Below are 15,970 nucleotides of genomic sequence, written 5' to 3' on the forward strand. Positions count from 1 at the left end.
TTTTCAGGAAGAGATTTCGGAGCGAGCGAAGATTATGCGGCAGTGGGGGAATGCTGTCTGTCGGCGCGACGAGGCGTGAAAGCGCCTTCCGCGGTGACGCCCTGCAACCGTGTGCAAGCTTGAATCGCTAGCTGTATCAAGTTGTTATCCGTCTAGTTTTCCAATCGCCCAGCCTTATAATTCAGGGTTGACCCCAAACTGGGGCAGGAATAACGGAATCGGTCGAAAATGCCGATTCATCGTGAAAAAGCAGAGAACTTCGCAATTTTTTCGCGTAATTAGAGCTTTCGTGTGACTCGATCAGTCTGACGAAAGTATAAGAGGGCCAAGTATGATTCTCGTGACGGGCGGTGCCGGCTTTATCGGCGCCAATTTTGTTCTGGATTGGCTCAAGGGTTCCGATGAACCCGTGCTGAATGTCGATAAGCTTACGTACGCGGGCAATCTGGGCACGCTCAAGTCGCTCAAGGACGACGCCCGTCACGTGTTCGCGCAGGTCGACATCTGCGATCGCGCGGCCATCGACGCGCTGCTCGGCCAGCACAAACCGCGCGCCATCCTGCATTTCGCGGCCGAGAGCCACGTCGACCGCTCCATTCACGGTCCGGCCGATTTCGTACAAACGAACGTCGTCGGCACTTTTACGCTGCTCGAAGCCGCGCGGATGTACTGGAGCAAGCTGCCCGAGGACGAGAAGCAGGCATTCCGCTTCCTGCACGTGTCGACCGATGAAGTCTACGGCTCGCTTTCGGCCACCGATCCGCAGTTCTCGGAAACCACGCCCTACGCGCCGAACAGCCCGTACTCCGCGACCAAGGCTGGCTCGGATCATCTCGTTCGCGCATATCACCATACGTACGGCCTGCCGGTTCTGACCACGAATTGCTCGAACAATTACGGCCCGTATCAATTTCCCGAAAAGCTGATTCCGCTGATGATCGCCAATGCGCTCGGCGGCAAGCCGCTGCCGGTCTACGGTGATGGCCAGAACGTGCGCGACTGGTTGTACGTGGGCGATCACTGCTCCGCGATCCGTGAAGTGCTCGCACGCGGCGTTCCGGGCGAGACCTACAACGTCGGCGGCTGGAACGAGAAGAAGAACCTCGAAGTCGTGCACACGCTGTGCGATCTGCTGGATCGGGCGAAGCCGAAGTCGAGCGGTTCGTATCGCGATCAGATCACCTACGTGAAGGACCGTCCGGGCCACGACCGCCGCTACGCGATCGATGCACGCAAGCTCGAGCGCGAGCTCGGCTGGAAGCCCGCGGAAACCTTTGAAACCGGTCTTGCGAAGACGGTTCAGTGGTATCTGGACAATCAGGCGTGGGCTGACGAAGTGGCTTCCGGCGACTACCGGAAATGGGTCGAGACGAACTACGCGCAGCGCGCGTAAAGGGCTGATCATGGCGCGCAAGGGCATCATTCTGGCCGGCGGTTCGGGCACGCGGCTTTACCCGATCACGCATGCGGTGTCGAAGCAACTGCTGCCTGTCTACGACAAGCCGATGATCTACTACCCGTTGTCGACGTTGATGATCGCGGGCATTCGGGACGTGCTCGTCATTTCGACGCCGCACGACACGCCGCGATTCGAGTCGATGCTCGGCGACGGCAGCCAGTGGGGCATGAACATCCGGTACGCGGTGCAGCCGTCGCCGGACGGGCTCGCGCAGGCGTTCATCATCGGGCGGGAGTTCGTCGGCAATGATCCGTCGGCGTTGATTCTGGGCGACAACATCTTCTACGGCCACGATCTGGCCAAGCAACTGGAAGGCGCCAACACGCGCACCGAGGGCGCGACCGTATTCGCTTATCACGTGCACGATCCCGAGCGCTATGGGGTTGTCGAGTTCGACCAGCAGTTCCGCGCGTTGTCCATCGAGGAGAAACCCGCGAAGCCGCGCTCCAACTACGCGGTGACCGGACTCTACTTCTACGACAACCAGGTGTGCGATATCGCCGCGGACATCAAGCCGTCCGCTCGTGGCGAACTCGAGATCACCGAGGTCAACTCTCGCTATCTCGCTCAGAAGCAGCTCGACGTCGAGATCATGGGGCGTGGCTATGCGTGGCTGGACACGGGTACGCACGATTCGCTGATCGACGCGGCTACCTTCATCGCGACGCTGCAAAAGCGTCAGGGTCTCGTGGTGGCATGTCCCGAGGAAATCGCGTATCGCAAGCACTGGATCGGCGAAGAGCAACTGCTCCAACTCGCGAAACCATTGTCCAAGAACGCCTACGGTCAATATCTGCTCAATCTTCCGAAGGACCAAGTCGCATGGCCATCCAAGTAACCGCTACGGCGCTGCCCGAAGTCAAGATCATCGAGCCGAAAGTGTTCGGCGATGCGCGTGGATTTTTCTACGAGAGCTTCAACGCGCGTGAGTTCGCGGAACATGTCGAGGCGGGCGTCGAATTCGTGCAGGACAATCACTCGCGTTCGGCGAAGGGCGTTCTTCGCGGGCTGCATTATCAGATCCAGCATGCGCAGGGCAAGCTCGTGCGCGTGGTCGAGGGCGAAGTGTTCGATGTCGCTGTCGACATCCGCAAGCGTTCGCCGAACTTCGGGAAGTGGGTGGGTGTGAATCTGTCCGAGGAGAATCATCGGCAGTTGTGGGTGCCGCCGGGATTCGCGCATGGTTTCGTCGTATTGTCGGAGACGGCGCAGTTCCTCTACAAGACCACGGACTACTGGTATCAGGCACACGAGCGCAGCATCGCGTGGAACGATCCGGAGATCGGTATCGAATGGCCGATCGACTTCGAGCCCTTGCTCGCGGCTAAGGATGCGGCAGGCAAGCGCCTGTCCGAAGCCGAGTGTTTCGAGTGAGCAACGCGATGACGAACGGTGATCAACGAACGATTCTGCTGACTGGAGTTAACGGGCAGGTCGGTTTCGAACTGATGCGCAGCCTCCAGGGTCTGGGCAACGTCGTTGCGCTCGACCGCACCGGGCTCGATCTCGGCGATCTGGATCAGGTGCGCCGTGTCGTGCGCGAAATCAAGCCGAAGCTGATCGTGAACCCGGCCGCCTACACGGCAGTCGACAAGGCGGAAAGCGAAGTCGAAGCCGCAATGCGGGCCAACGGTGAAGCGCCGGGCGTGCTCGCCGAAGAAGCGAAGCGTCTGGGCGCCGCGCTGGTTCATTATTCGACCGACTACGTGTTCGACGGCACGAAAGACGGTGCCTATGTCGAAGACGATGCTGTCAATCCGCAGAACGTGTACGGCAAGAGCAAACTGGCCGGCGAGCAGGCGATCGCCGCTTCGGGCTGCGACCATCTGATCTTTCGCACGAGCTGGGTGTACGGCGCGCGGGGAAAGAACTTTCTGCTGACGATGTTGAAGCTCGGCGCTGAGCGCGACGAACTGGGCGTGGTTGCGGACCAGATCGGCGCTCCTACCTGGGCCAGCACGATCGCGGCGTTGACTTCGCATGTCCTGGCGCAGGCCGTACGGGCCGATCAGGACTGGTGGAAGCAGAAATCCGGTGTGTATCACCTGACGTCATCCGGTTCGACATCCTGGCACGGCTTTGCCGAAGCAATTTTCGAGAAGTCGTCGCTGTCAAAGAAGCCGACCGTGAAGCCGATTCCGGCATCGGCGTATCCGACGCCGGCCAGGCGTCCCGCGAACTCCCGGATGTCGCAGCACAAGCTCTTCGATGCATTCGGTATCGAGGCGCCAGATTGGGCCGACGCGCTCGAGCTGTGCATGAGGGGGCTGTGAGCACGGGGAGCAGCGCTCAACGCCCCGGTTCCGTCGTGGTGTTCTATAACCCGGACGAGGCGTGCATCGAACGCGCGAACCGTCTGGCGAAGCACACCTGCTGCGTGGTCGTCGACAATACGCCGAACGTCGACCGTATCGAAGGGCTTGATCCTGACGTGCGCTATTTGCCCAACCGCGACAATCTCGGTATCGCGACGGCGCTGAATCAGGGCATCGAACTCCTTTTGCGCGAGGGCTGCCGCGCCGCGCTCCTGTTCGATCAAGATAGCGAACCCACGCTCGAGCATTTGCAGGCTTTGCCCGCGCTGCTGGCGGAGTGGGTCGAGGCGGGAGAGAGGATCGCGATCGTCGGCCCTGCTTATGACGATCCGCGCCTCGGCGGCGTTGCGCCCTTCGTGCGCTTCAGACCGTTCGTGCTCGCCCGCGTGCCTGCGGAAGGCGCGCGGCCGGTGGACACGGACTTTCTGATCACGTCTGGATCGTGTCTGAATCTGAATTGCTGGAACGTCGTGGGTCCGATGGAAGATGAGCTTTTCATCGACTTCGTCGATCTCGAATGGTGCATTCGCGCGAAGCGCGCGGGGTATCGGCTGGTCGGCGTTCCGTGGATCACCATGGCGCACGAGTTGGGCGGTGAGCCCGTGCGGGTCTTGGGTCGCACATATCCCATGCACAGCCCGGTGCGTCATTACTATCTGTTTCGCAACGCGATCGCGTTGATCGGCCGGGGGTATGTGCCGTGGTCCTGGAAATCGACGGAACTCGTCAAGTTGCCGTTCCGCCTGATCATCTATTCGATGATGCCCTCGATGCGCCGTATGCATGTATCGATGGCGCTGCGCGGTCTTCGAGATGGACTGCGCGGCCGCCTCGGAAGGCTCTAGCGGAACTCGGATTCTCGCATTCCCAACCTGTCAGAGGTAAGTACCAAGATGCAACACGATGACAAGACGACAGTTCGACACGACGCAGACCGCGGGCCGGTCCGTGCGGGCGACGGATCGTCTTCATTCGACTGGCAGGATCGTTGTGCCGCGCTCGAGAAGAAGCTGAATTCCATGCAGTCGGATGCGAGAGAGTTGTCGTCGCTCCGAAATCGCGTGTTGCAGCTCGAGATCGAACTTGCGGCATTGCGCGGCTCGTTCTCATGGAAGTTGACCGCGCCATTGCGCTCGGCAGTGAGCGCAGGAAAAGCGGCCCGCCTGGCGGCCGCAACGATGTCGCGACAGATTCAATCGCGCGGCGGAGTAGTGCCTGCAGTGGAGTACTACCTTTCCGTGCTGAGACGCGAGGGAATGCGGGGAGCAATGGCGCGACTGCGCCACCTGAAGAGCGGAGGGGGATTTGCGGATGGGCCGCCGCTCGACGAGCTCTATCACGAGTGGATCGAACGCTACGATTCGATCACGCCAGAGAAGCGCGAACAAATATTGAAGGACATCGAAGGGCTCGAGCGGCGTCCGAAATTTTCGATCGTGGTTCCGACGTACAACAGCAACGAACAGTTTCTACGCGAGATGATCGCGTCGGTGCGGGGGCAGATCTATCCCGACTGGGAACTCTGCATTGCCGACGACGCTTCGACCGATGCGCGCGTGCGTGAAGTGCTGACCGAGGCCGCGGCGGCGGACAGCCGGATCAAACTCGTGTTCCGCGAGACCAACGGTCATATCTCGGAGGCGAGCAACAGTGCGCTCGAGCTGGCGACCGGCGACTACGCGGTGCTGCTGGATCACGACGACGTGATCCCGCCCCATGCGCTATACATGGTCGCGCGGTACATCGATCGTCATCCCGAAGGCCGCATGTTCTATAGCGACGAAGACAAGCTAAATGAGCAGGGCAAACGCACGGCGCCCTATTTCAAGAGCGACTGGAATCCGCAGTTGTTTCTGGCGCAGAACATGTTTTCGCATCTGGGCGTCTTCGAGATGGCGCTCGTGCGCGAGGCAGGCGGCTTCCGCAAGGGCTACGAAGGCAGCCAGGACTACGATCTGACCTTGCGCTGCGTCGAGATCGCGGGGCACGCGCGGGTAATCCACATTCCGCACGTGCTCTATCACTGGCGCATCGTGCCGGGCAGCACGGCCGGTAGCGGCTCCGAAAAGCCCTATGCCCTCATCGCAGCGAAGCGCGCCGTCGAGGATCATCTGGCGCGCTTTGGTATCGACGCGACGGTCGACCAGCCGTATCAATCGCTCGGAATCTTGCGCGTGCGCTATGGCCTCGGGCGGCATCCGCTCGTCTCCATCGTCATCCCGACACGCGACGGGCTGGCTCTCACGAAGCAGTGCATCGACAGCGTACTGGCCCAAACGCTTTATCGCGAGTACGAGATCATCGTGGTCGATAACGGCAGCGTGAAGCCGGAAACCCTCGCCTATTTCGACCAGATCGCCAGCACGACGGGCATCCGCGTGATTCGCGATGACTCTCCCTTCAACTTTTCGGCGCTCAACAACCGTGCCGTGCGCGAGGCGAAGGGCGAGTTCGTGTGTCTTCTGAACAACGACATCGAGGTCATCTCGCCCGATTGGTTGAACGAGATGGTTGGCATTGCTGCGCAGCCCGGCGTAGGCGCGGTGGGCGCGTGTCTGTGGTATCCGAACGACATGCTCCAGCATGGCGGCGTACTCATCGGCCTGGGCGGGGTTGCCGGGCATATGCATCACAACATGAGGCGCGGGCTGTTCGGTCATTTTGGACGCGCGGTGTCCATGCAGAATCTCTCGGCGGTGACGGCGGCCTGCCTCGTTGTGAGGAAGTCCGTGTACGAGGAAGTCGGCGGCCTGAACGAAGAGCTGGCAGTAGCGTTCAACGATGTCGACTTCTGCCTGCGTCTCGTCAAGGCGGGTTATCGCAATGTCTGGACGCCGCACGCGGAGCTCTACCACCATGAATCGGCGACGCGCGGCTCTGACATGGATGCGGACAAATATCAGCGCTTCCTGAGGGAGGTGCGCTGGATGGAAAAGGAATGGGACGGGTGGCTGGAACACGATCCAGCGTACAACCCGAATCTCTCCCTCAGCGGACAGGTTCGACCCTTTACGCTGGCATTTCCGCCGCGCGTGGGACAGTTCGAGTGACGGCCCGTACCGCCCGGTGGCGGGCTATGCACATGTTAATATAACTGGTTAATTTTTCGGACCGAACTACTGGGCCCGCGGCCATCAGGAAGATTTTTCCTGGCGCTTCGCATGCCCCGGCGAGGTCCTCTGCAGGGAACTCTCGATGCAACTTTCAGTTTGGCAGCACCGAGCGCTGTTATGGGACTTCGTGCGCCGCGACCTTGCGACAAAATTTCGCGGCTCGGCGCTCGGTTCTATCTGGATGCTCGTAACGCCTATCCTTACACTCGTCGTCTATTTCTTCGTTTTCAGCGTAGTGTTCAAGGCGCGCTGGTCGGCCGGCACGTCGGGCAGCAAGGAGTCGGCGCTGATTCTGTTCGCAGGTCTGATTACCTATACCTTTTTCTCCGAATGTTTTTTGCGCGCGCCGGTACTGATGCGCGAGAACCCGAATTTCATCAAAAAGGTTGTGTTTCCGCTCGAGATCCTGCCGATGGCGATCACGCTTTCGGCGCTCGTGAATGCCGCTATCGGCTATGGCCTGTTGCTCATGTTTCATCTGATTTTTGTCGGTCTGCCGCCGGTCTCGGCGCTCGCGCTGCCAATCGTGCTGTTGCCGTTCTGGTTCGCCGTGCTCGGCGTGAGTTATCTGCTGTCTTCGCTCGGCGTCTATCTGCCCGATATCAAGCTCGCGGTACCGCCGGTCGCGATGGCGCTCATGTATTTGAGCCCGATTTTCTATCCAATCGACATGGTGCCTGAGGCGCTGCGCACACTCGTGAGCTGGAACCCGTTCACGCCGATTCTTGAAAATGTGCGGCATGTTTTCTTCTTCGGCACCTGGCCCGACTGGACGGGCTATCTGATTCAGATCGCGGCTTCACTCGCATTCCTGTGGGTCTGCTATTGGTTCTTCGATAAATCGAAGAAGGGTTTTCCTGACGTCCTTTGATCGAGCAAGCCAGAACCGGCGCAGATGAATGCCGGCGGGAAAGACTATGCGTGAAGTCGGTTAATCACAATGAACACAACGAAAGTAAAAGTAGGCGTCGTCATCGTCACATACAACTCGGCAGAGGTATTCGCGCTGGCGCTCGATAGCCTGCTGAGAACCGCGAGCGATACCGCGTTCGAAGTCGCGGTCATCGACAACGCATCCGCGTCCGCGCAGCGCGAGGCCTCGCGGCGCATCTTCGATGACGCCGTGCAGCGCGGGCTGCAAGGCGTCTACTTTCAGCAAGAGAAAAACCTGGGTTTCTCCGGCGGCAATAACATCGGCATGGAGCATTTCCTCGCCGACCCGGCCATCACGCATATCTGCCTGCTCAACAGCGACGTGATCGTGACCGATCACTGGCTCGACTATCTGATCGAGGACGACAAGGACGCCATCGGCCCGCTCACCAACGCGTCGAACAACGAGCAGGGTATTCCGATCGCCTACCATCTCGGCGACCGCGACAACCTCGCTGCTGGCAGCGCCGCGCTCGATCTCCCCGCGCTTGACCGCTTCGCGGAGGAACGGCGCAAAGCGTGGCTCGGCGATGTCGTCGAGAGCGATTTCCTGAGCTATTACTGCGTCCTGTTCACCCGGCGTGTCGTCGAAACGCTCGGCCTGCTCGATACGCGCTTCTTTCCGGGCGCCTACGAGGACGACGACTACTGCCTGCGCACGCTTGAGCACGGCTTCACGATGCATGTCGCGCGCGACGTGTATCTGCATCACTGGGGTTCCGCGTCGTTCGGCAAGCTCGATGCGCTCGAAGCGCAAGGTTATGCCGCCGACAATCGCCGTCGCTTCGAAGAGAAGCATGGCCGCGCGTGGCAGGATCGCACCTACCTTTCGGTGACTGCGTGGAAGCAGGACTCGATCTTCGCCGTTGCCCGGCCGGCCCATCCGGCCCTGCACGTCGAAACCCATCGTCTCTACACGCAGCAATTGAACAAGCTCGTCGACGGGCTCGAAGCCTATCGCACGCATCTCCTGCACGAAATCAAGACGCGCCGCTCGGTGCAGAGGCGCGATCTGCGCTCGGTCGTGTTCGGTCAGTACGAAGACGAAGACGCCGCACCGCGCTCGCTGATTCCGGGAATCGAATCGATTTCGTCGGATGTGCGGCAATATCTGTCCGGCGAGGGCGAAGCGGCTACACCGGACGACATCGAGCGTTTGAAGGCGCGCTTCGAGCGTCTGGAGCGCGACGTCGATGCGCTGGTCGCGGAAACCCGAGCGTTGCTCGCGCAACTCAACGCCATTCCGGCCATCGAGCCCAAGTCCGCGGACGGCATCATGAGCCGCCTGACGGCACGCGTGGCGCGAGCAGCGCAATTTCCGGGTTCGCGAGTGAGCCGCATCGCGCGATGGCTGGAATTCGCAGATCTTTTCTTCGGTGCCAACGGCATCATGTTCGTGGCGCCGTATCCGACCAAGGCGCGCGAGCGCGACGGCTACTTCCAGCGCGTCAAGGCGATCGATTCGCTGTTCCCGACGCGCCGTCGCCTGTATTGCGACGTGCGCGAGGGCGGCGGCCCCAAGCCGTTCATCGAACGGGCGGGACGAAGTGCGTGGGTGCTCAACATCGCGCTCGAATCCCGCGTGCAGCGGCTCGCCGCGTGCCTCCTTGCGTGGCGCTTCAAGCGCGTCTACTTCCATAGTGTGCTGCGCATGCCCAATCCGCTTGGCCGTGCGCTTCTGCGTGTGCCAGGCGTCAAATGGGTGCTCGACGTACACGGTGTCGTGCCCGAAGAGTTCCGGATGCACAACGATTTCTATTCTGCGCGCATCCACGACGATTGTGAGCGCTGTGCGGTGGAGCGCGCGTCGACCGTGATCGTCGTGTCGCAAGCAATGGGAAACTATCTTTCGCACAAGTATCGAGAGCTCCTGAAGGCTAACGTGATCGTGCTGCCGATCTTCGCGGTCGACGAAGGCAGCCAGACTCCCCGCGCCTATAAGGACGGCAAACCGACCGTTATTTACGCCGGCGGCACGCAAAAATGGCAGAACCTGCCCGCGATGATGAACGTCGTGCGCGAAGGCATCGACCTGGCCGACTGGTGGATCTACACGCCGGACGTCGAGCAGATGCGCAGCGAGGCAGCGGCCGAGGTCGTGCATCATCCGAACTTTCATGTGTCGAGCGCGACGCGTGCGGAGCTCAACGGCATCTATCAGCAGTGCCATTTCGGTTTTATTTTGCGCGACGACATGGTGGTGAACAACGTGTCGTGCCCGACCAAGCTCATCGAGTATCTGGCTTTCGGCATCGTGCCCATCGTCGATACGCCGAACATCGGCGACTTCAACACGTATGGCATGCGCTATGTGACCGCGTCCGATTTCGCCGCCGGAAAATTCCCGGACGAGCGCGAAAGAATGGACATGGCGCGTCACAACATGGCCATCTGCGAGCGGCTTGTCGAGCAGAAAACGAGCGGCGAGCAGCAACTCGTGGGAGCGCTCGCCTGAGTCGCGGGCTGCGGCTCGCGATGTCCTACGAACCTCGCGGGCGAGATCACTTCAATCAGGGCAGGAGTTTCGAGAGAGAGTGGCTTTGGACGATCTAGCTATTCATGTTCGCAATCTGAGCAAGCGTTACGAACTTTACGCGAAGCCGCAGCATCGTCTGATGCAGATGCTGTTTCGCGGTCGCAAGCAATTTTTCGGCGAGTTCTGGCCGCTGCGGGACATTTCGTTCGACGTGAAGAAAGGCGAGGCGGTCGGCATCGTCGGTCGCAACGGCGCAGGCAAGTCGACGCTCTTGCAGATCATCGCCGGCGTGCTGCAAGCGACCGAGGGTGAGGTGTCCGTGGAGGGCCGCGTCGCTGCGCTGTTGGAATTGGGCAGCGGCTTCAACCCCGAATTCACAGGACGCGAGAACGCTTATCTGAACGGGTCGATCCTCGGCCTCACGCGTGCGGAAATGGATGCCGCAATGCCGGAGATCATCCGGTTCGCGTCGATCGGCGAGTTCTTCGATCAGCCGGTGAAGCATTATTCGAGCGGGATGATGGTCCGGGTCGCGTTTGCCGTGCAAGTGCAATTGAACCCCGACGTGCTGATCGTCGACGAAGCGCTTGCGGTTGGCGACGCGCTGTTCCAGAAGCGCTGCTATCAGCGCATACGCGAATTGCGCGACCGCGGCGTCGCGATCCTGTTCGTGTCGCACGATATCGAGTCGGTCAGAACCTTCACCGATCGCGCCATTCTGCTCGACAAAGGCAGACTCGCCGTCGCGGGACCGTCTTCAGAAGTCGTGCTCGCTTATCGCAAGCTGCTTCACGACGAAGAGAACCGTGCGAAGCAGAGCGAGATCGACGAGCATAAGGCAGCAACGAAGGCGATCGCCGGCGCGGAGACCGCACAGGTCGCGGCGGCCGCCGAGACCTCGCCGAATGACGCGGCATCGGCGGTAACGGCGATCAGCAGCGCAGCGGAAAAGGCGATGGACGAGCCGCACGACCAGGGCAAGTTCGAGTTCGGCAGCCTGGAGGCGATGATCACGGACGTCACCGTGCTCGACGAAGCCGGCGAATCGTGCGCGACCTTCTATACCGGCGACACGGTGAAGGTGGTCGTCAAGTTCCAGATTCGCGAGGACATGGACAAGCTGTACGTCAACCTGCGCATCCGTAACAAGGAAGGCATCAAGATGTACTCCTGGGGCACGTTCAACCAGGATGCCGAATTGATGGCGGCCGGACGTGACGGTTTCATTTTCTGGAACCGCAAGTTCCGCGCGGGCGAGGAGCATACCGTCGTGTTCACGATGGACGCATGCGCTCTCGGCGAAAATTTTTACGAAGTGCAGGCTTCGCTGATTCATCAACAGTCGATGAATTTTTCCGATCAGGCCATCCTGCACTGGATCGACGAAGCCGCGTTCTTCATGGTTCGCGCGCGCGTGGACACTCATTTCTTCGGCGGCGTATGCGACCTGCACATGCACGCCGAACTGCAATCGGACGCGGGCAGCAGCGCGAAGCCCGGTGCCGAGGCATCTCGCGCCTGATCGCAGACCCCCGAAAAGTCCGGACCACGACGCGTTCCGGACGCAACGCCACTCCCGCATCGCCGAGCGTAAATCGAACCTATGTCTGACGAGTTACTGGTCTTTCTGCGTCAATGCCTGATCTGCTTCGGGCATTGCCGTGTCCTGTATGTGGGCGACGGATTGTCCGACGCGCTGCGCGTACTGCTGGACGCAGGCTGCGATGCCCATGGCCTGGCACTCGATGAAGAGGAAGCACGCGCTGCGGCAACGCAGTTCGCACCCGGCCGCGTTCATCGCGCGACCGACGCCGGGGCATTGCCCGAAGGCGTGGCGGCCGATCAGTTCGATGGACTGATCGCCACGCTCTCTGCTTCCCCGGAGTCCGAAGTGGGCGAGGCGCGCGATCGTGCGTCGAGAGCCATCCTTGCGCGCCCGTTTCAGCAGATCGCGGTGCTCGGCCCGGCGCACGCCGCTGCGGCCGTCGTGAACCGCGTCGAATATCGCCGGCATCCGCGCACCAAAACATCGTGGTGGTCGCAGCCTTTGCCGCGCACGAGCGCTCGCCAGTCAGCATTTTTCGAAGGATTGCCGTCGGGCGTGGCGCAGTTACAGGAAACCGCGCCGCCGCAAGACATGCTTGCGCACGTAGACTCCGCGTGGCCGACCGCCTTCGACGACGCCGTCGAGGCCTGCGCATTCGTACGTATCGGCGATGTCGTATTCGTGCTCGATTCGAGCGCGGGCAGCGCGGCGCGTGTCGTCGCCCAGAACAGCGCGGCGCGTGCGGTCATCGGCTACGAGCCCGACGAGGCCAGCCTCGGCTACGCGCGCACTCGCTATGGCGTGGACGAACGCGTGTCCTTCTTCGCGGACGCCGCCGCCCGCACCGATCGGGCAGCATCGTTCGACGTCCTTTTTGCGCTCGATTCGCACGCGTTTCCCGCCGAAGTGCTCCAGGCCGAGATCGAACGTCTGCGTCCCGGCGGACGCGTGGTCATCGGCATATCCCGCGAGCGCGCGGCGGACCGGGCGCAGGAAGGGAGCATATCGCCGCGCGCCTGGCTGCATCACGTGTGCGGCGGGCAGGCAGAAAGCGTGCTTGCGGAGCGGGCCTTCATGTCGGTGGCATTGCCAAACGGCGACACAGGCCGTACGTGGTCCGAAATCGGCATCGACGATCCCGCGGACATCGCTGGCACGCTCATTCTCATTGCAATGCGTGACCCGCTTGCCGGTCACGCGGCGGATTTCGTCGAAACGACGTTCGAAACCGTCGACGCGCCGAATTTCAACGTGCTCGCCGACCGCCGCGAGATGACCAATCCGTGGCTCTTCAAGAGCATGATCGCGATCGGCATGCGTCTAACGAACGACGATTCGCTCGATGCGCTCAATGCGCAGGTCATGGCGACCGTGCCTCGCAACAGCGCGGATTTCGGCGCGGCCTTGTGCGGCCGCGCTTACCGCGTGCTTGGCCGCGCGAGATCGGAGCAAGAGGTCCGCGCGTGCCTCGACGATATCCGCGACTATGTCGCTGCCGCCGGCGATTCGGCGCATCAGTTGCGATGGAAGGTATCGTTGACTTTCGTCGCCGCGCGGCTCGCGCAGCGGCTCGGCGATTTAGCGGCGGCGGAAGACTGGGCGCTGCGCTGCGCTGCGATGGACCCGATGCCATTCAGCCCGTTGCTCGGCACGAAAGTCGTGGCCGCACTTGATCTGGCCGCGACCCTGGCGCTCGTTCGCGGCGACCGGCAGGTCGCCCGCGAGCGCCTGAAGCAGGGCGTCGAAACCGTGCGCCGCCTCCTGTCGGGCGACTGGCTCAATGTGCTCGGCAATGTCGAGAAGCCGCTCAGCTTCGGCCTGCCCGAGGTCTCGCAGCTTGCCGAGGCCGGCGCGCGTTGCTCGTATCTGCTGAATTTTCTCGACGACGCCGGCTCGCGGCCCGGATTCGTCTGGCAGGAGCACCGCGGCTTCTTCGAACGCATTCTGGACGAGAAGAATACGAGGCTCAGCGCGCTGACGGCGGGGTACGCCGTGCTCGCGGGCAACGAGGCGCGCCTCGAAGCAGTGGCGAGCCAGCGCGAAGTTGAGCGGCATCGCCTCGAATCGTTGGTCGCGGACAACGTCGCCGAACATCAACGGCTCGAAGGCGTGATCGACGAACTGAATAAGGAAAGGCAGCGACTCGAGTCGATCATTGGCGAGGTCAACGGCGAGCGCGAGCGGCTCGATCGCGTGGTCGAGGAAAAAGAACGAGACAGAACGAGGCTCGAGGACTTAGTTCGAAGTTTGAGCGAGAATCAGGCGCCGCACACGGAGAGTATCACTGGCGCTAATATCGTCGGCGGGGCGTTCGCTCGCGAGCAACAAACAGGACGCATTTTGAGAAGACTCAGTATCTGGCGCGTGATCAGGCGCGCTCTTTTCGGCGGCGCGGAAGCGCCCGCCGTGCTTGGACCCGAGGCGGCCCACGTCGACGCGCGCGCGCCCCGACGCACGCCGGGCGCACCGCTTTCGATCGATGACATCGTTGCACCGTGGCTCGCCGGATTCGATCTCGGCGAGCGCCCCTGGCGCTGCACAGAGCGTGCGGCGCGGCAACTGGGCACGTCAGTCGACGGGCAAAGCGCGACGAGCGACGACAATGCACATCTCGTGATTGTGTCCGCGTCGGAACTGAAGGCATGGCCGCGCGATGAAATGCGCCGAATCGTCGCGCTCTTCGACGATGCCGACGACGCCTATGCGCTGCGCAACGAGGTCTACGACAAGGTCGATCTGTGCATTGGGCTCGGTCCCCGTGTCCATGAGCGTCTCGCGCTGCTGCATCCGATGGTCGCGCGCGCCGATGGTTCAGCCCTCGACGCGGCCCGCCGCTTTGCCAGCGCGGCCGACGAAGGCGCCGTGCTGCCCGTTCCCGCGTTTGCAGCCGAACTGCGAGGCGCGCCCGTCGTGCTCCTGCAGGTGGACAGCTTCATGGTCGGTGGACTCGAGCGCGTGGTGTTCGATCTGCTCGACACGCTCGCCATCTCCGGATTCCGGCCGATGCTCGGCGTGACCGGCGACATCGCACCGGAAGCCGAGGCCGAGCTCAAGGAGAGGCGCTTTGCGTACGTGCGCCTGCCATCCGAGCCTGATGCCCTGCGCCGGCTGCTGCAAGAGCGCGAGGTGGCGCTCGTCAACGCGCACTATTCGCTGACACTCGCGGAAGTCTGCGCGTCGCTCGGCATTCCGTTCGTGCAGACCGTCCACAACATGTACCAATGGCTCGACGAGCCGAGCAAGCAGAAGTGGCGACAGGCCGACGAAATCACCGATTGCTATATCTGCGTGTCGGCCAACGTCGCCATGTTCGCGGATACGAATCTGCGTCTCGCGACCGAGCGTATGCTGGTAATTCCGAACGGCTGCGACTCCGCGGGCATGGTGCCGCTCGCAGCGCCCGAGCGCGATGCCGAATTGCGCGCCGAGTTCGGCTTGCCGCAGGACAGCGCGGTATTCGTCAATGTCGCGTCGATCAATCCGGTCAAGGGGCAGGGCTTGCTGATCGAGGCGTTCGCCATCGCGCATGCCGCGCGTCCGAACATTCGGCTCGTCATACTCGGCAAGCACGCAGACGCGGGCTATGCGCAGCGTCTGCGCGAGAAGATCGAGCGTCATGGCTTGCAGGATGCGGTGCTATTGCCCGGCTACCGGTCGGACGTGCATCGCTTTGTCGATGTCGCGCGTGCCATCGTCATGCCCTCGTTCACCGAGGGCTGGAGCCTTGCGATCTCCGAAGCGGTGCAGCGTCATGCGCCTGTCATCGCGACGGATGTAGGAGGCGCGCGCGAGCAATTGGTCGACGAGGCCAGCACGGTTATCGACGCCTACCGAACGGACTGGGCGACGCTTGACGGCCCGATGTTCTATGAAGCGATCGCCAAGGAAGATACGTTGCTCGCCGTGCGCGATCAACTTGCGGCGGCGCTCATTGCGCACGCGGACCGGCCAGTGCGCGCCGCGCGCCAAGCGTTGCAGCGCTCGTTTACGTCGATGACGCCCGCGCAAGCCTACGAGAGGCATGCGGAAGTTTTCAAGGCCTTGCTGTATCGCAAGTCGGCTACCCCGATACGTTACGCGTCGTACCGGCCGCAACGCCAGAGCCGTTATCTTTCAAGAGACTAGCGC

At 61.8% G+C, this 15,970-nt stretch carries 10 protein-coding genes; all 10 read left to right on the top strand.

Features of this window, described 5'->3' with window-relative positions:
- Positions 1 to 331: 331 nt before the first annotated feature.
- The 10 genes from rfbB to U4Y90_RS17625 all read left to right on the top strand — a co-directional run bounded on the left by rfbB (position 332) and on the right by U4Y90_RS17625 (position 15,967).
- Entirely contained in the window at positions 332 to 1,393 is a 1,062-nt protein-coding gene (gene rfbB / locus U4Y90_RS17580; protein WP_321796357.1) for a dTDP-glucose 4,6-dehydratase, read from the top strand.
- A 10-nt stretch (positions 1,394 to 1,403) separates the two neighbouring features.
- Positions 1,404 to 2,297 (top strand): glucose-1-phosphate thymidylyltransferase RfbA, encoded by an 894-nt coding sequence (rfbA, locus tag U4Y90_RS17585; RefSeq protein WP_321796359.1) that lies wholly within the window; start codon positions 1,404 to 1,406, stop codon positions 2,295 to 2,297.
- Complete coding sequence (gene rfbC, locus U4Y90_RS17590; RefSeq protein WP_321796361.1) at positions 2,282 to 2,833, top strand: dTDP-4-dehydrorhamnose 3,5-epimerase; 552 nt, start codon at positions 2,282 to 2,284, stop codon at positions 2,831 to 2,833. Before rfbA ends, rfbC begins: the two co-directional genes overlap by 16 nt.
- Positions 2,834 to 2,841: 8 nt before the next feature.
- The gene (gene rfbD, locus U4Y90_RS17595) at positions 2,842 to 3,732 is read left to right on the top strand and encodes a dTDP-4-dehydrorhamnose reductase (protein WP_321796363.1); all 891 of its coding nucleotides are present in this window, start codon (positions 2,842 to 2,844) and stop codon (positions 3,730 to 3,732) included.
- Positions 3,714 to 4,619, top strand: a complete 906-nt coding sequence (locus tag U4Y90_RS17600) for a glycosyltransferase family 2 protein (protein WP_415749372.1) — start codon at positions 3,714 to 3,716, stop codon at positions 4,617 to 4,619. Before rfbD ends, U4Y90_RS17600 begins: the two co-directional genes overlap by 19 nt.
- A gap of 333 nt (positions 4,620 to 4,952) precedes the next feature.
- Positions 4,953 to 6,824, top strand: a complete 1,872-nt coding sequence (locus U4Y90_RS17605; protein WP_321796366.1) for a glycosyltransferase family 2 protein — start codon at positions 4,953 to 4,955, stop codon at positions 6,822 to 6,824.
- A gap of 145 nt (positions 6,825 to 6,969) precedes the next feature.
- Positions 6,970 to 7,758 carry an ABC transporter permease gene (locus U4Y90_RS17610; protein WP_321796368.1) on the top strand — a complete coding sequence of 263 codons (789 nt, stop codon included), beginning with the start codon at positions 6,970 to 6,972 and terminating at the stop codon, positions 7,756 to 7,758.
- A gap of 69 nt (positions 7,759 to 7,827) precedes the next feature.
- A complete protein-coding gene (locus tag U4Y90_RS17615; RefSeq protein WP_321796370.1) occupies positions 7,828 to 10,275 on the top strand; it encodes a glycosyltransferase in 2,448 nt (815 codons plus the stop codon).
- 85 nt (positions 10,276 to 10,360) lie between these two features.
- Complete coding sequence (locus U4Y90_RS17620; RefSeq protein ID WP_415749373.1) at positions 10,361 to 11,818, top strand: ABC transporter ATP-binding protein; 1,458 nt, start codon at positions 10,361 to 10,363, stop codon at positions 11,816 to 11,818.
- Between the two features lie 81 nt (positions 11,819 to 11,899).
- Positions 11,900 to 15,967 carry a glycosyltransferase gene (locus U4Y90_RS17625; RefSeq protein ID WP_321796373.1) on the top strand — a complete coding sequence of 1,356 codons (4,068 nt, stop codon included), beginning with the start codon at positions 11,900 to 11,902 and terminating at the stop codon, positions 15,965 to 15,967.
- The last annotated feature ends 3 nt before the right edge of the window (positions 15,968 to 15,970 follow it).

The sequence above is a fragment of the Caballeronia sp. J97 genome, from assembly GCF_905220305.1.
GTDB lineage: Bacteria > Pseudomonadota > Gammaproteobacteria > Burkholderiales > Burkholderiaceae > Caballeronia.